We start from the raw sequence: 15541 nt of genomic DNA, 5'->3' as shown, positions 1-15541 counted from the left end.
CCCACCCGAAGGACCCGCCATGAACCCGATCCGCCCCCTCCGTCTCGCGCGCGCCGCGCTCGCCCTCGCCGCGGTGTCCGCGCTCGCCGCTCTCGGCGCCGCGCCCGCCTCGGCGGCCGAGGCGCCGCCGGCGACCGGTTGGGTGCGGGTCGCGCACCTCTCGCCCGACACCAAGTCGGTCGACGTGACCCTGACCGCCCTCGGCGGCGGCGGCGCGGCCTTCGAGCTGGACGACGTGGCCTACGGCGCGGTCTCGCCCTACTGGACGCTGCAGCCCGGCACCTACGTCGTCGCGATGGTTCCCTCCGATGCGCCCGAGGGCACCGCCCCGGTCATCGAGCAGTCCGTCGACGTCTCGGCCGGCACCCCGCTGACGGTCGCCGCCCTCGGCCGCAACGCCGTCCTGCGCACCACCGTCTTCACCGACGACCTCACCCCGCCCGCGGACGGCCAGGCGCGCGTCCGCGTCGTCCAGGCGTCGACCACCGCCAGCCAGGTGGACGTGGCCACCACGACCGGCACGCTGCTCGCGACCGGAGCCGCGCAGGGCACCGCCACCGGCTACACCAGCGTCCCCGCCGGCCCCTGGAGCCTCGACCTCTCGGCCGGTGCCGTGACCGCGACGGCCGACCTCGACCTCGCGCCCGGCTCCGTCGCCTCGCTCTTCGTCCTCGACGACGCCTCGAACGGCCTCGTCGTCTCGCCCGTGCTCGACTCGGCAGCGATCGGCGACCTGCCCACGGGCGGCATCCAGACCGGAGGCGGCGCCACCGCCGTGCACGTCGCCTCCGCCGACTCCGCGACCGCCGCGCCGCTGGTCGACGGACTCCTCGGCGTCCTGTCGGTCCTCGGCGTCTTCGCGGCGGTCGCCGGCGCCCTCGCCCTGATCGCGCGCCGCTCCTCGGTCGGCACCGGCCGAGCGAGCTGATGCGCCGCCTCGCCGGGGCGGGGGCGGCCCTCGCGGCGCTCCTGCTCCTGGCCGGCTGCTCCGCCGCGGGGCAGGACGCCGCACCCGCTGCGACGACCACGGCCTCGGCCGCGCCCGCCGCCACCGCACCGGCCACCCCGTCGCCGGGCGACGCGGGCGCGCTGCAGAACCCGGTCGCCGCGGCGGCACCCGCCCGCTCCGCGGTCACCCCGGTGCGCGTCGTCATCCCCGCGATCGGCGTCGACTCCTCGCTCGAATCGCTCACCCGCGACGAGACCGGCTGGATCCAGCCGCCCGTGCAGGTGGACGAGGCGGGCTGGTACCGCGACGGCGTCGTCCCCGGCGACATCGGCCCCTCGGTCATCGCGGGGCACGTCGACTCGCGCATCGGCCCGGGCGTCTTCCTCGACCTCACGGCCCTCGTGCCCGGCGACACCGTCGACGTGATCCTCTCGGACGGCAGCACCCGCACCTTCTCGGTCACCGGCTCCGTCTCGGTGCCCAAGGAGGACTTCCCGACCGAGGACGTCTACGGTCCCAGCCCGACGGCGCAGCTGCGGCTGATCACCTGCGGGGGAGTGTTCGACGACTCCTACGGGCACTACGTCGACAACGTCGTCGTGTCGGCCGACCGCATCGCCTGACGGTCCGCCGTGACGGCGCCCGACTCGGAGGCGGCTCCGCGTTTCGAGGCGTAGCGTCGAGCACTATGAGCACCTCTTGGAAGCGCTGGGTCCCCGCTGCGGTCGTCCCCCTGGTCGTCGTCGCCGCGGCCGTCACCCTGCCCCTGTCCGCGAACGCGGCCGGCGACCTCCCGGAGAAGTCCGCCACCGATCTCCTCGCCTTCGTCGCCGAGAGCGACACCACCGCCTTCTCCGGCGAGGTCCAGCAGACCTCGGCCCTCGGCCTGCCCGACCTCTCCGCTCTCGGCGGCACCGGCTCCGGTGCGCAGGGCGCGGACGACGCCTCGGCCACCAGCGCGCTGATGGAGCTCGCGACCGGCTCGCACCAGGCCCGCGTCTACGTCGACGCCGAGCAGGGCGCGCGCCTCCAGGTGCTCGACCGCCTCGCCGAGCGCGACGTCGTCGCCACGAGGACCGACGGCGTCTGGATCTACGATTCCGCCGAGAACGCCGTCACCCACCTGCTCCCGCCCACCGGCGACGGCGCCGAGGCCCCCCGGCCCGACGCGCCGGCCGGCGAGGTCCCCACGCCCTCCTCGATCGCGGAGCAGCTGCTCGCCGCGATCGACCCGACGACCACCGTCGCCGTCGGCTCCGACGTGCGCGTCGCCGGCCGCGACGCGTACGAGCTCGTGCTCACCCCGCGGGGCGGCAGCACCCTCGTCGGCTCGGTCACCGTCTCGATCGACGGCGAGACCGGCCTGCCCCTCGGCGTGGCCGTCACGGCGGTCGGCGGCACCGCGCCCGCCTTCAGCGTCGCCTACACGAGCATCGACGTCTCGGCGCCCGACGCCTCGATGTTCTCCTTCACCCCGCCTGCCGGCGCCGAGGTCACCGAGAAGCAGGCCCCGGTCCACGAGGAGGCGACCGCGCCCACCGACGCCGCCGGCGTCCCGGCCGCGCCCGAGGGCGACTCCGGCGTCACCACCACCGGCACCGGCTGGGGCTCGATCGTCGAGCTGCCCGCCGGTGATTCCGAGTCGCTCGCCCAGCTCGACGCCGTGACCACGGCCGTCGACGGCGGCCGCGTGCTCTCCTCCGCCCTGTTCACGGTCCTCTTCACCGACGACGGTCGCGTCCTCGCAGGCGCCGTCCCGGTCGACGCGCTCACCGCGGCCGCCGGTCGGTGACGACCGGCGAGCTCGCGGTCGAGACCCGGGGCCTCACCAAGCGCTTCGGGCGCCAGGAGGCGGTGTCGGGTCTCGACCTCGCCGTCCCGCGCGGCGCCGTCTTCGGCTTCCTCGGGCCCAACGGCTCGGGCAAGACCACGACCATCCGGATGCTGCTCGCTCTCGCCGCGCCGACCGAGGGGAGCATCACCGTCCTGGGCTCCGCCATGCCGCGCAGCGCCGCCGAGGTGCTGCCGCGCGTGGGCGCGCTCGTCGAGGGGCCGGGCTTCTACCCGTTCCTCTCCGGCCGCGCCAACCTCCGCCGCTTCGACGCCGCCGAGGCGGGCACGTCCTCGCGCAGCCGCGACAGCCGTGCGGAGGAGGCGCTCGCGCGCGTCGGCCTCTCCGCTGCGGCCGGCAAGAAGGTCGGCTCGTACTCGCTCGGGATGAAGCAGCGCCTCGGCATCGCCGTCGCCCTGCTGTCGCCGCGCGATCTGATCGTCCTCGACGAGCCGACCAACGGCCTCGACCCGCAGGGCACCCGCGAGGTCCGCTCGCTCGTGCGCAGCCTCAACGCCGACGGCACGACGGTGCTCGTCTCCAGCCACCTGCTGGCCGAGATCGAGCAGCTCTGCACCCACGCCGCCGTGATGCGCACCGGCCGCCTCGTCGCGCAGGGCGGCCTGGACGAGCTCCGCGGCGACGCGGCCTCGCTCGAGCTGCTCACGCCCGACGTGGTCGACGCCCAGCGCGCCCTCGTCGAGCTGGGGCTCGCGCCGCGGCTCGTCCCCGCCGAGCACCCGATCGATCCGCCGCTGGTCGTCGCGGCGATGCCCGCGAGCGCCGCCCCGGAGTCCGTGGTCGCGTCCCTCGTCACCGCGGGCGTCCGCGTTCGCGGCTTCTCCGTCCGCCGCCCCTCGCTCGAGGAGCGCTTCGTCCAGCTCACCGGGGAGGGCTTCGATGTCGAGCGCTGAGACCGCCGCCGCCGCCCCCGCCGCCCCCGCCCGCCCGGCGCGCCGCCTCGGGATCGGCTCGCTGCTCGCCTCCGAGCTGGCCCTGCTCTTCCGCCGCCGGCGCACGTGGGCGCTGCTGGCGGCCCTCGCGGCCATCCCGATCCTGCTGGCGGTCGCCGTGCGGCTGTCCGGCGGCGACGGCGGCGGCCCCTCCTTCGTCGGCGCGATCGCCGGCAACGGCCTGTTCACCGGCTTCGCGGCGATCACGGTCGCCGTCCCGCTCTTCCTGCCGCTGACCGTCGGCGTCGTCGCGGGGGACGCGATCGCGGGGGAGGCGTCGCTCGGCACCCTGCGCTATCTGCTGGTCAGCCCGGTCGGCCGGATCCGGCTGCTCGTGGTCAAGTTCGCCGCCGCGATCGCGTTCTGCCTCGCCGCGGCGCTGACCGTGATGGTCGTCGGCATCCTGATCGGCCTGGCGCTCTTCCCGGCCGGTCCGGTCACCCTGCTCTCCGGCAGCACCGTCCCGCTGGCCGACGCGATCGGGCGCGCACTCGCCATCGCCGTGTACGCGGCGCTGTCGCTGATCGGGCTGGCGGCGATCGGCCTGTTCATCTCGACGCTCACCGACGTCCCGGTCGGCGCGATGGCCGCGACGGTGGTCGTGTCGATCGCGGCGCAGATCGTCGGCTCGCTCTCGCAGCTCGACGCCCTGCACCCGTTCCTCTTCACCGACCGCTGGTTCGACTTCGCCGACCTGCTGCGCGACCCGATCGCCTGGAGCTCGTTCGGCGAGAACGCGCTGCTGCAGCTCGCCTACGTCGCCGTCTTCGGCTCGCTGGCGATCGCGCGCTTCACCACCCGCGACGTCCTGTCCTGAGCCGCCCGGAACGACCTGTCCTGGGCCGCCGGAACGACGGAGGCCGCCCTCCCCGCAGCAGCGGAAGGGCGGCCTCCGTCGTTCGAGCGGTGGAGCGTCAGCCCTGCGGCGTGATGCCGAAGGTGACGGAGCCGCCCTCGTCCACCTGCGCGTCGAGCACCTTGTCTCCGAGGGCCACGGAGGCGGCGACGTCGAGGAAGACCCGCGCCCCGTCCTGCTCCACGACCGCATCGGTGGTCTCCGGGGCCGGCGCGACGGCGACGGCGAAGTTGCGGGCGTCGAGGTCGTCGCCGCTGATGCGGAGTCCGCCCTCGACGGGGGTCTCGGTCTGACCGGTGATGGTCTTGACGACGGTGCTGGCGTTGTCGGTGAGCGTGAGCATCGGGTCGTTCCTTCCGTCCGTGATCGATGAGGGAGCCACGATGCCGAGATCGCGGCCCCGGCTCAACCCGGCGCCGCGGACATGGAGGGGATGCACACCTCCGCGCACGCCGCCGCACGGAGCGGCAACCTTTGCCTTGACGCGGAAAGTTGCCGCAAGCTACCGTGGCCGTCACCGCATCCCGCGCTCTCGACGACGAGAAGAGGACGACCACGATGAGCTTCCCCGCCCGCCGCGTCACCCTCAGCGACGTCGCCGCGGCGACCGGCGTCTCCGTCGGCACCGTCTCGAAGGCGCTGAACAACCGCGGCCAGCTCAGCGGTGACACCCGCGGCCGGATCCTCGCCGCCGCGGCCGAGCTCGGCTTCGCGCTGCCGGCCGCCGCGAGCGGGCCGGCGCCCCAGCAGCGGGTGCTCACCATCGGCCTGGTCACCTCCGACGACATCGGCCGCTTCAGCATCCCGGTGATGTGGGGACTCGAGGACGCCTTCCCCGCCGAGCAGGCGTCGGTGCTGCTGAGCAACTCCCGCGGCGACCGGGTGCGGGAGCGGCACTGCGTCGAGATCCTCGCCGCCCGCGGCGTCGACGCGATCGTCGTGATGACCAACCTCACCGGTCCGCGCCCGGCGCTGCCGGCGACCAGCGTGCCGATCGTCTACGTGATGGGCTCCTCCGACGATCCGGCCGACATGTCGGTCGTCGTCGACCAGACCCAGGGCGTCCTGCTCGCCCTCGAGCACGTCGCCGCGCTCGGCCGCCGCGACATCGCCTACGTCGCCGGCCCCCGGCTCGACTACTCCGCCCGGATCCGCGCCGAGGCGGTCCAGGAGCACGCGCCCTCCTTCGGCCTGCGCCTGGTGGGCGACCGCTCGCTCTACGGCAACTGGACCGAGACCTGGGGACGCCAGGCCGCGCAGATGCTGCGCCAGCGGGTCGAGCCTGTCGACGCGGTGCTCTGCGGGAGCGACGAGATCGCCCGCGGCGTCGCCGACGGCCTGCGCGAGGCCGGGGTGAGCGTCCCGCACGACGTCGCGATCGTCGGCTTCGACAACTGGGCCGCTGCGGCGATGAACTCCCGCCCCGCCCTCACCACCGTCGACATGAATCTCGAGGAGCTCGGCCGGGCGGCCGGCGCCCGCGCGCTGGAGGCCATCGACGGCCGCCCCCGCGCCGGGATCGAGGCGCACCCCTGCCAGCTGATCGTCCGCGACTCCACCTGACCCGCCGCCCGCACCCGACCGCACGCACTCGACCACCGACGAGGGACCGACGATGCACTCTCCTCTCCGCCTGCTCGACCCGCACCTGCCCGACCTGACCCGCCGGCGCGCGCTCGCTCTCGGCGGCGCCGGCCTCGCGGCCGCGCTCGGCCTGACCGGCTGCTCCGCCGTGCTGCCCGAGGCCGACGTCTCGGCGCCCTCGTTCGCCGCCGCCCCGAGCGGCACGATCCGCTTCTGGTGCCGCAGCGTCGCCTTCACGCCGGCCCAGGCGATCGTCGAGAAGTACCACGCGGCGCAGAGCGCGGTCCAGGTCGAGCTGACCGTGCTCCCCGAGGGGCAGATGGTCACCAAGCTCGCGACGGCCATCCGCGCGAACGCGGTGCCCGACGTCGTCGCTCCCGACTCGGTCACCACCCCGGTCTTCAGCTCCCGCGAGGCGCTGACCGACCTCACCCCGCTGATCGAGGCGCTGCCCTACGCCGACCGGCTGAACCGGCCGCTGCTCGACGTCGCCTCCTACGACGGCAGGGTCTACGGCCTGCCCGCCCTCTCCAACGTCTCGCAGCTCTTCTGGAACAAGCGCCTCTACGAGGAGGCCGGCCTCGACCCGGAGCAGGGCCCGACCGACTTCGACGAGTACCTCACCCACGCCCGCGCGCTCCAGCGGCTCGACGGCGTCTCCGGGGTGACCTTCACCGGCAACTCCGCCGGCATCCTCGGCTACGTGATCCAGCCGCACTTCTGGGCCGACGAGAGTCCGTTCTACGACGGCGTCGTCGGCCGCCAGCGCGCGACCGTCGCGGGCAACGAGCCGCTGCGGCGCACCCTCGAGCTGTACCGGACCTTCGAGCAGGAGGGCCTCGCCCAGCCGGGCGCCTCCGCCGACAGCGGCACGGCCTGGGGCAAGGACTTCCTCGACGGCACTGTCGGCCTCTTCCCCGGCTCCTACGACCTGATCGTCGGCGGAGCGACCACCGAGTTCCTCGGCGACCTCGGCGTCAGCGCGTTCCCCGGCCCCGACGGCGGCGTCTCGCAGTTCTCCGGCGGCGCGGTGCTCTCCATTCCGCGCGGGGCGAGGAACCCCGAGGCGGCCTGGGACTTCATGCGCTTCGTCACCGAGCTGGAGCAGCAGTCCGGGCTCGCCGCGCTCGGCTGGTACCCGGTGCGCGACGACGTGCTCGAGACCGGCTTCGCCGACGAGTTCCCGCTGATGGTCCCCGGGATGGAGCGGATGAACGAGGGCTTCGCCGCCCCGACCACCCTGTACACCCAGCTCACCAACACCGTGCAGTCCCCGTGGCTCGCGATGTTCCGCGGCGCGGTCTTCGGCGACGAGGACCTCGACGCGGTCCTCGATCGCGGCCAGGAGGAGACGGCCCGCGTCCTGGAGGTGAACCAGGCATGAGCGTCGCCCTCGGGAAGAAGGACGCCCGCACCGGGCTCCTGATGATCCTGCCCGCCCTCGTCCTCGTCGTCGTGTTCGTGGTCGTGCCGCTGCTCTTCGCCGTGGTGATCTCGGTGACGGACTGGCCGCTGGTCGGCACCGTCGGCTTCGTCGGGTTCGACAACTACGCGACCGCCTTCTCGGACACCACGTTCTGGGCCTCCGTGCTCTACACGCTCGGGTTCGCCGTCGTCTCGACGCTGCTGGGCATCGTCGTCGGCTACCTGCTCGCCGTGCTGGTCCGCTCCAACCGGCGCGGGGCGGGGATCATCCGCACCGCCGTCTTCGTGCCGTACGTGATCGGCCTCACCTCGCTGAGCTTCGTCGCCCTGCTCGAGTTCCGCCCCGACAGCGGCGCGCTCGACCAGGTGCTGATGGCCGTCGGCCTCACCGACGCGCCCACCGCCTGGCTGCTCGACGCGACGAGCGCGACCACCCTCATCGTCCTCCTCGGCGCCTACGTCGGCTCCGGCTTCACCATGATCGTCCTGATGTCGGGCATGCAGGGCATCGACGACGCGCTCTACGAGTCCGCGGCGATCGACGGCGCCGGCCGCTGGAAGCAGGAGTTCCTGGTGACGGTCCCGCTGGTGAAGCGCTACCTCGGCCTGCTCAGCGTGCTCGGCTTCGTCGGCGCGATCCTCGCCTTCACCCAGTTCTACGTGATCACGGGCGGCGGGCCGGGCACCGGCACCCTCACCGTGATGCTCTACGTCTACAACAAGGCCTTCGGCGATCTGCAGGTCGGCTACGCCACTGCGCTGTCGTTCGTGGTGGTCGTCATCGCGGCCGCGCTGACGCTGCTCCAGTTCCGAGTGATGAAGGACGACTGATGCCCACCCGCCGCAGCACTCCCGCCGCCCGCTTCCGCACCCTGCTCTACGTCGTGCTCGGCACGCTGGTCTCGATCGCGTTCGTCGCGCCGGTCGCCTGGTCGATCCTGCGCTCGTTCCAGCCCGGCGCGCAGATCGTCGCGCCCGCCGCCGAGCAGTCCTTCTCGAACCTGACCCTCGACAACTACACCGGCCTGCTCGGCTCGATCGGCGCGGGCACCTACGTCGTCAACTCGCTGATCATCGCCCTCGGCACCGCCGTGCTCAGCGTGGTCGTGACCACCTTCGCCGCCTACGCGCTGGTGCTCTTCCCGTTCCGCGGCTCGAACATCGCGTTCGGGCTGATCCTGCTGACGATGATGGTGCCGTTCCAGGCGGTGCTGACCCCGCTCTTCCTCGAGATGAACGCGCTCGGCCTCACCGACACCCACCTCGGCATCATCCTCTTCTACCTCACCTTCAACCTGCCGTTCGGGGTCTTCCTGATGCGGAACTCCTTCGCGCAGATCCCGCGCGAGGTGACCGAGGCCGCGCGGATCGACGGGGCCGGCCCGTTCCGCATCCTCCTCTCGGTGCTGCGGCCGATGATCGTCCCGGGCGTCGCGACGGTCTTCCTCTTCGCCTTCCTCGGCGCCTGGAGCGACTTCCTCGGCGCGCTGACCTTCCTCACCCGGCAGGACCTCTTCACGCTGCCGGTCGCCATCCAGAACATCTCCTCCGGCGCCTTCGGCCAGACCGACTTCGGCTACGTCATCGCCGGCGCGGTGCTGCTGATGATCCCGTGCCTGCTGCTCTACGCCGCCATCCAGAAGTACTACGTCCGCGGTCTCGTCGCGGGCGCCGTCAAGGGCTGAGAGGTCTCCCGTTGCCCCGCACCGTCCGCCGCTTCCCGCTGCGCTCCGTCCGTCTGCTGCCGAGCGCCTTCGCCGACGCCCAGGCCACGGGCCTGCGCTACCTCCTCGCGCTCGACCCCGACCGCCTGCTCGCACCGTTCCTGCGCGAGGCCGGTCTGCCCGCGGCGGAGGGCTACGGCAACTGGGAGTCGGACGGGCTCGACGGGCACGTCGGCGGGCACGCGCTCTCGGCCAGCGCGCTGATGCTCGCGGCGACCGGCGACCAGGCCGCGCGCGAGCGGATGGAGACCCTCCTCGACGGGTTCGAGCGGGCCCAGGACGCGGTCGGCACCGGCTACCTCGGCGGCGTCCCCGGCGGGCGGGCGCTGGGGGAGGAGCTCGCGCGGGGCGAGGTCGACGCGGACCTGTTCACCCTCAACGGCCGCTGGGTGCCGCTCTACAACCTGCACAAGACGCTCTCGGGACTGCTCGACGCCGCGTCCTCCGGCGGCTCGGAGCGGGCGCTCGCGATGGCGGTGCGCTTCGCCGACTGGTGGCTCGGCGTGTCCGCCGGTCTCGACGACGAGGCGTTCGAGGCGATGCTGCACGCCGAGTTCGGCGGGATGAACGAGGCGTTCGCCGATCTGGCGGAGCAGGTGGCCGCCGCCGACCCCGAGCGGGCCGCCGCCTACCGCGCCGAGGCCGCGCGCTTCTCGCACCGCGCGCTCCTCGACCCGCTGCTCGAGCACCGCGACGTGCTCGACGGACTGCACGCGAACACCCAGATCCCCAAGGCCGTCGGCTACGCGCGCCTGGGCGGCGAGCTGCTGCCGGCCGCGCGCTTCTTCTGGGAGCAGGTCACCCGCGAGCGCACGGTCGCGATCGGCGGCAACAGCGTGCGCGAGCACTTCCACCGGTCGAGCGACTTCACCCCGATGATCCTCGACCGCGAGGGCCCCGAGACCTGCAACACCGCCAACATGATCGAGCTGAGCGGCGTCCTCTTCGAGGCGAGCGGCGACGAGCGCTATCTCGACTACGTCGAGCGCGCGCAGTACAACCACCTGCTCTCCTCGCAGCACCCGGACGGCGGCTTCGTCTACTTCACCCCGCTCCGGCCTGCGCACTACCGGGTCTACTCGGCGCCTCACGAGGGCATGTGGTGCTGCGTCGGCACGGGACTGGAGAACCACGCCCGCTACGGCGAGCTGATCTACGCCCTCATCGGTGACGATGTCCGAGCCGGTGACGACGCGCACGACGGCGACGACCTGCTGATCGCCCTCTACCTGCCCTCGACCCTCGACTCCCCGGAGCACGGCCTGCGCGCGCGGATCGACACCGCGTTCCCGCACGCGGACGACGCGACGATCACGGTGCATCTGGAGCGCCCCGGCGCCGTGCTCCTCCGCCGGCCGGCCTGGGCGGAGTCGATGACGGTGACGGTCGACGGAGCCGCGCTGGACACCGCAGCCGTCGACGGCGTCGTCCGCACCGCGGTCCTGGCGCCCGGCCGGCACGAGATCCGGGTCGGCTTCTCGCTCGCGTTCCGCGCCGAGCCGCTGCCCGACGGCTCCGCCTGGTCCGCGTTCTCCTACGGCCCCGTCGTGCTCGCGGCACGGACCGACGGCGCCGACCTCGACGGCCTGATCGCCGACGGCCGGCGGATGGCGCACGTCGCCGCGGGCCCGCTCCGCGACCTCGCCGCGACCCCGGTGGTGACCGGGGGAGTCGGCGCCGTCGCCCTCCTCGACCGCGCGACCCTGACCGCCGAGCTGACCACCGACGCCGGCCCGGTGCGCCTCGAGCCGTTCGCGGGACTGCACGACAGCCGGTACACGCTCTACTGGCCGACCGGCTCCGACGCCGCCGCGCGCCGGGTCGAGCTGGCCGCGCTCGACCGCGAGGCCGACGCCTCCGCCGCGGTGATCGACTCCGTCACCGCGGGCGAGCAGCAGCCCGAGTCGGACCACGCCTTCGTCGGGCACCGCAGCCGGGCCGGCGGCGCCGACGGCCGGCACTGGCGCAGCGCCGAGGGCCCGGACGGCTGGTTCGGCTACACCCTCGTCGACCCGGAGCAGCGGGCCGCGGTGCTCCGGGTCCGGCTCCGCGACGGCGGCGGCGAGCACGAGATCCGGATCGACGGGCGCCCGCTGGGCGAGCCGCTCACCGTCCGAACGCTCGACGTGAAGATCGAGGCCGACTACGCGATCACCCCGTCCACGGGCGAGGACGGCCTGGTCGAGTTCTCGCTGCACGCCGTCGGCGCCGGGCCGACGGGCGATCTGCTCGCGGTGTCGCTGGTGGCGGGAGCGGGGGAGTAGCGGACGAGTGGCGGGTCCCGAGCCCTGCGAGACTGGCCGGATGCACCCCGCCGACGCCTGCCCGTGCGGAAGCCGCCGCCACTACGCCGACTGCTGCCGCCCCGCCCATCTCGGCGAGACGCCGTCGCCGACCGCGGAGCGCCTGATGCGCAGCCGCTACAGCGCGAACGTGCTCGGCAGCGCCGGCTACCTGCTCTCCAGCTGGCACCCCTCCACCCGGCCGAAGCGCGTCGACCTCGACGACGACGTCCGCTGGCGGCGCCTGCAGATCGTCGACACCTCCTTCGGCGGCGAGGCGGATGCGGAGGGGCTCGTCGAGTTCCGCGCCTCCTACCGCTCCTCCGAGGGGCCGGGTCTCGTGCACGAGCGCAGCCGCTTCCTCCGCGAGGACGGCCGCTGGTACTACGTCGACGGCGAGCTCCTCGGCGACGGATCCTGACCCGTCCGACCATCGGACGTGCAGGCGGCCTACCCTGGGGAGATGGCCAAGGACTTCCGCCGGGCGGATCACGCGTCCCGCTACGAACTGCATCAGGACGGCGCACTCGTCGGCGTCCTCGACTACCACGAGAACGCCGAGAGCGTCTCGCTCGTGCGCTCCTTCACCTCGCCGCCGCACCGCGGCCAGGGGCTGGCCGGCGAGCTGGTCGCCTTCGCCGTCGACGACATCGAGGCGTCGAGCGGCCGCAGCATCGTGCCGATGTGCTGGTACGTCGGGCAGTGGTTCGACCAGCACCCCGAGCGGGCGCATCTGCTCACCCGCGGCGCGCAGTCCTGACCTGCGCCGGCCCGATCCGCTCGCCTACGTCCTGACGATCGGCTCGACCCCGGCGAGGTCGGGCCCGAGCCCGATGTCCACGAGCCGGATCCGCCCGACGTAGGAGCGCGCCGGCTCGAGCAGCAGCCCCGCCTTGATCGCGCCGAACGTCACCGTCACGTCGGCGAGCAGGACGGTCTCGTCCGGCACGGCGCCGTCGTCCGGCCCGATCCCGCTCGGCAGATCCACGGCGACCACGACGGGCGCGTCCTCGCGGCGTCCGAGCGCCTCGATCACGGTCGCCACCACCTCGCGCGGCCGCCCGCGCAGCGCCGGCTGCGCCGTGCCGATGCCGAGGATCCCGTCCACGATCACGTCCGCCCGGGCGACCGCCGCCGCGAGGGCGGCCGGGTCGTCGGCGGCGACGCGGCCGCAGCCGTCGTCGAGCGCGACGGCGAGCCCGCGCTGGTGCGCCCGGTCGGCGGTCAGCACGAGCGACACGTCGCTGCCGGAGGAGGAGATCTCGGCCGCCGCGTAGAGCGCGTCCCCGCCGTTGTTCCCCGGCCCGACCAGCACGAGCACGCTGCCCGCACCGCGTCGGTCCTTCCGCGTGCCGAGCGCGGCCCGCAGCTCGCGCGCGAGCCCGTCCGCGGCCCGCTGCATCAGCGGCTCTCGACGCGCCAGATGCGGCGCCTCGGCGGCCCGCACCTGCGCGGAGGAGTATCCCTCGACCATCCCTCCACTGTGCGCCCCACCCGCCCCCGCAGCAACCCGCCCCACCCGATTCGCAGCCCACCGCCCCTGCCGATCGAGCCCCCGAGCCACGCCGATGGAGCAGCTCGACCCATGCTGGTCGAGGAGCCCGAAGGGCGTATCGAGACCCACCACCGTACGTCGCTCCCCGTGCGTGCTGGTCGAGTAGCCCGAAGGGCGTATCGAGACCCCCATCGCCATATGCGCGGCCGGATGCCTCCTCCACATCCCGATTCCCCTCCCTCCTTCCCCACCTGACTCCGGCTCCGGGTCTCGGTGTCAGTGGCCCCTGCTTCAATACGCGTATGACAGACCACGGAGCGGACGACGACGCACTGGCCCACGTGCAGGCCTGCTTCGACCGCGCCGCTGCTCGCACCCGTGCCGCCGCCCCGCAGAAGCTCGCCGCCGCGATGCTCCTGTCCGAGCGGGACGCCTCGCGCCTCCTCGAGCAGGCGCAGCTCCTGATCGAGCACCTCCCCCTCACACGTGCCCTGCTCGCGGGCGCCCGCATCTACTGGGAGACCGCCGAGGCGATCTGCGCGACGGCGAGCAGCCTGCCCGCCGATTCCCGCGCCGCTCTCGACGAGCGCGCCGCCGACGCCGCCCTCACGATGACGACGACGCAGCTGCGCCGAGCCCTCGGCCGCTGGCGCGAGGACCTGCACGAGCAGCCCCTCGCGAAGCGGCACGCCCGAGCCCGCGAGGACCGCGGGGTGTGGGTCACCCCGGACGTGGACGGCATGGCGACGCTCTGCCTCTCTGCTCCCGCGCCCGCCGTCTCCGGCGCCTACGACCGCCTGCGCCGCATCGCCCGCACCCTCCGCGACGAGGGCGATCCGCGCACCCTGCAGCAGCTGAGCGCCGACGCGGCCGTCGAGCTCCTCTGCGACGGCGACATCGCCGGCACCACCCCGAACGCCGAGCACCGGCCCGACCTTCGTCCCCGGCGTCCGCGCCGAGGTCCGCCTCACCCTCGCCGCCTCCACCGCCGTCGGTCTCGACGACGCGCCCGCCGACCTCGACGGCTACGGCCCGGTCCCCGCGGACGTCGCCCGCGAGCTCATCCGGACCGCCGCCTCCTTCACTCGCGTCCTCACGGACCCGGACATCGGCGCTGTCGTCTCCGTCGGACGCACCCAGCGCCTCCCACCGGCACGGATGCGCCTGCACCTTCAGCTCCGGGACCAGACCTGCCGCTTCACCGGCTGCACCCGCCCCGCCTCGACGGCCGAGGCGGACCACACCGCCGAGTGGCGCAACGGTGGCGAGACCTCCCTCGAGAACCTCGTCATGCTGTGCACGTCGCACCACCACCTGCGGCACGGAGAGCAGTGGAGCTACGACAGGATCGACCACCGAGGGACCCTCGTCTGGACGAGCCCGACCGGCCGGCGGATCAGCAACCGACCACCCCCGCTCCCGGGCCGCCCGCCGGACCCGCCGTCGAAGCCTCGCTTCGACGACATACCCGCACCGTTCTGACGCCAGTGGATCTCGATACGCCCTCTGCGAGGGCTACTCGATCAGCATGCAGCGCCGCCCCCTCTCTGAAGCGCGCCCTCCCCACGCCCGCTCCTCGGCCTACTCGATCGGCATGGCTCGGCGCAGCGCGGCGAGCGCGCAGGAGTACCGGACCTGCATGCTGGTCGAGTAGCCCGCAGGGCGTATCGAGACCCACCCCGCCAACCATCAGCCCCCCGCACTCACCCCGCCTGCACCGCCCGGTCCGCCTCCTCGACGATCGCGCGCATCGCCGCCTCCGCCGCTCCGCCATCGCCCTCCACCACAGCTGCCGCTACGGCCCGATGCAGCCGGACCGCCTCCGAGTCCGCCTCGTGAGGCATCAGCGCATGCCGCGTGCGCCCCGCGAGCACCTCCGCGACCAGATCGCCCAGCTGCGCGAGCAGCGGATTCCCCGAGGCGGCCAGCAGCGTCCGGTGGAACGCCGTGTCGGAGGCGAGGTACGCCGCCCGGTCCGCCGCCCGCGCGTGCTCCGCCATCCCACCCGCCGCCGCCACGAGCGCGGCCGCCTGCTCGCTCGACGCCTGCCCCGCCGCGAGCCGGGCGGCCAGCGGCTCCACGCCGAGCCGCAGCTGGCTCAGCCGATGCAGCTGCGCCTGCCGGTCCGGTCCGTCGAGGCTCCAGCCGATCACCCGCGGATCCAGCGCGTTCCAGCACTCGGGAGGCTGCACCCGCGTGCCCGCCCGCCGCCGCGACACCACCAGCCCGAGCGACTCCAGCACCCGCACCGCCTCGCGCATCACCGAGCGCGACACCCCGCGGCGCTCGGCCCGCTCGTCGGCACTGAAGACGCTGCCCGGCGCGAGCGCCCCCTGCACGATCTGCGCCCCCAGCTCGTCGAGCACCGCCTCGTGCAGCGAGCGCGGTCCGTCCATGCCCTCAGTATTCCGGCGGGGGGCCTCGCCCGGCCAGCTATTCGTC

Annotated in this window: 16 protein-coding genes; 13 read left to right on the top strand and 3 right to left on the bottom strand. The window is 74.0% G+C overall.

All coding sequences use genetic code 11. From position 1 onward, the window contains the following. Window positions 1-19 precede the first annotated feature (19 nt). The 5 genes from HRK28_RS18650 to HRK28_RS18630 all read left to right on the top strand — a co-directional run bounded on the left by HRK28_RS18650 (window position 20) and on the right by HRK28_RS18630 (window position 4550). Window positions 20-928 (top strand): DUF4397 domain-containing protein, encoded by a 909-nt coding sequence (locus HRK28_RS18650; protein ID WP_160090093.1) that lies wholly within the window; start codon window positions 20-22, stop codon window positions 926-928. Then, the gene (locus HRK28_RS18645; RefSeq protein WP_173252637.1) at window positions 928-1572 is read left to right on the top strand and encodes a class F sortase; all 645 of its coding nucleotides are present in this window, start codon (window positions 928-930) and stop codon (window positions 1570-1572) included. The genes HRK28_RS18650 and HRK28_RS18645 overlap by 1 nt, the downstream gene beginning before the upstream one ends. Window positions 1573-1637: 65 nt before the next feature. Beyond that, window positions 1638-2741, top strand: a complete 1104-nt coding sequence (locus HRK28_RS18640; protein WP_160090091.1) for a DUF2092 domain-containing protein — start codon at window positions 1638-1640, stop codon at window positions 2739-2741. Next, the gene (locus HRK28_RS18635) at window positions 2738-3694 is read left to right on the top strand and encodes an ABC transporter ATP-binding protein (RefSeq protein ID WP_160090089.1); all 957 of its coding nucleotides are present in this window, start codon (window positions 2738-2740) and stop codon (window positions 3692-3694) included. The genes HRK28_RS18640 and HRK28_RS18635 overlap by 4 nt, the downstream gene beginning before the upstream one ends. Then, on the top strand, window positions 3681-4550 hold the full coding sequence (locus tag HRK28_RS18630; protein WP_173252636.1) for an ABC transporter permease: 870 nt from the start codon (window positions 3681-3683) through the stop codon (window positions 4548-4550). The genes HRK28_RS18635 and HRK28_RS18630 overlap by 14 nt, the downstream gene beginning before the upstream one ends. A 97-nt stretch (window positions 4551-4647) precedes the next feature. Here HRK28_RS18630 and HRK28_RS18625 read toward each other — a convergent pair whose 3' ends face one another. Further along, the gene (locus tag HRK28_RS18625) at window positions 4648-4932 is read right to left on the bottom strand and encodes a hypothetical protein (RefSeq protein WP_123446096.1); all 285 of its coding nucleotides are present in this window, start codon (window positions 4930-4932) and stop codon (window positions 4648-4650) included. Between the two features lie 164 nt (window positions 4933-5096). Between HRK28_RS18625 and HRK28_RS18620 the strand changes: the two genes are divergently transcribed. The 7 genes from HRK28_RS18620 to HRK28_RS18590 are packed head-to-tail and all read left to right on the top strand — an operon-like array spanning window position 5097 to window position 12364. Beyond that, a complete protein-coding gene (locus HRK28_RS18620) occupies window positions 5097-6152 on the top strand; it encodes a LacI family DNA-binding transcriptional regulator (protein ID WP_173252635.1) in 1056 nt (351 codons plus the stop codon). Window positions 6153-6204: 52 nt separating this feature from the next. Next, window positions 6205-7557, top strand: coding sequence for an ABC transporter substrate-binding protein (locus tag HRK28_RS18615; protein WP_173252634.1), 1353 nt, complete (start codon window positions 6205-6207; stop codon window positions 7555-7557). Further along, entirely contained in the window at window positions 7554-8429 is an 876-nt protein-coding gene (locus tag HRK28_RS18610) for a carbohydrate ABC transporter permease (RefSeq protein ID WP_123706545.1), read from the top strand. The genes HRK28_RS18615 and HRK28_RS18610 overlap by 4 nt, the downstream gene beginning before the upstream one ends. Then, complete coding sequence (locus tag HRK28_RS18605) at window positions 8429-9283, top strand: carbohydrate ABC transporter permease (RefSeq protein ID WP_160090079.1); 855 nt, start codon at window positions 8429-8431, stop codon at window positions 9281-9283. Before HRK28_RS18610 ends, HRK28_RS18605 begins: the two co-directional genes overlap by 1 nt. A gap of 11 nt (window positions 9284-9294) precedes the next feature. Continuing rightward, window positions 9295-11586 carry a beta-L-arabinofuranosidase domain-containing protein gene (locus HRK28_RS18600; RefSeq protein ID WP_173252633.1) on the top strand — a complete coding sequence of 764 codons (2292 nt, stop codon included), beginning with the start codon at window positions 9295-9297 and terminating at the stop codon, window positions 11584-11586. Window positions 11587-11626: 40 nt separating this feature from the next. Then, entirely contained in the window at window positions 11627-12025 is a 399-nt protein-coding gene (locus HRK28_RS18595) for a YchJ family protein (protein ID WP_173252632.1), read from the top strand. 42 nt (window positions 12026-12067) lie between these two features. Then, window positions 12068-12364, top strand: a complete 297-nt coding sequence (locus tag HRK28_RS18590) for a GNAT family N-acetyltransferase (RefSeq protein WP_160090073.1) — start codon at window positions 12068-12070, stop codon at window positions 12362-12364. 24 nt (window positions 12365-12388) lie between these two features. Here the strand turns inward: HRK28_RS18590 and HRK28_RS18585 are convergent, their stop codons facing one another. Then, the gene (locus HRK28_RS18585) at window positions 12389-13078 is read right to left on the bottom strand and encodes an NAD(P)H-hydrate epimerase (protein WP_173252631.1); all 690 of its coding nucleotides are present in this window, start codon (window positions 13076-13078) and stop codon (window positions 12389-12391) included. A 1179-nt stretch (window positions 13079-14257) separates the two neighbouring features. On the opposite strand from HRK28_RS18585, the gene HRK28_RS18575 reads away from it, so the two are divergent. After that, window positions 14258-14581, top strand: coding sequence for an HNH endonuclease signature motif containing protein (locus tag HRK28_RS18575; RefSeq protein ID WP_173252630.1), 324 nt, complete (start codon window positions 14258-14260; stop codon window positions 14579-14581). A 221-nt stretch (window positions 14582-14802) separates the two neighbouring features. Here HRK28_RS18575 and HRK28_RS18570 read toward each other — a convergent pair whose 3' ends face one another. After that, the gene (locus HRK28_RS18570) at window positions 14803-15495 is read right to left on the bottom strand and encodes a FadR/GntR family transcriptional regulator (RefSeq protein ID WP_160090067.1); all 693 of its coding nucleotides are present in this window, start codon (window positions 15493-15495) and stop codon (window positions 14803-14805) included. Between the last annotated feature and the right edge of the window lie 46 nt (window positions 15496-15541).

Source organism: Rathayibacter sp. VKM Ac-2835 (assembly GCF_013266705.1).
Taxonomy (GTDB): domain Bacteria; phylum Actinomycetota; class Actinomycetes; order Actinomycetales; family Microbacteriaceae; genus Rathayibacter.
This window is presented reverse-complemented; position numbering and strand designations above follow the sequence as displayed.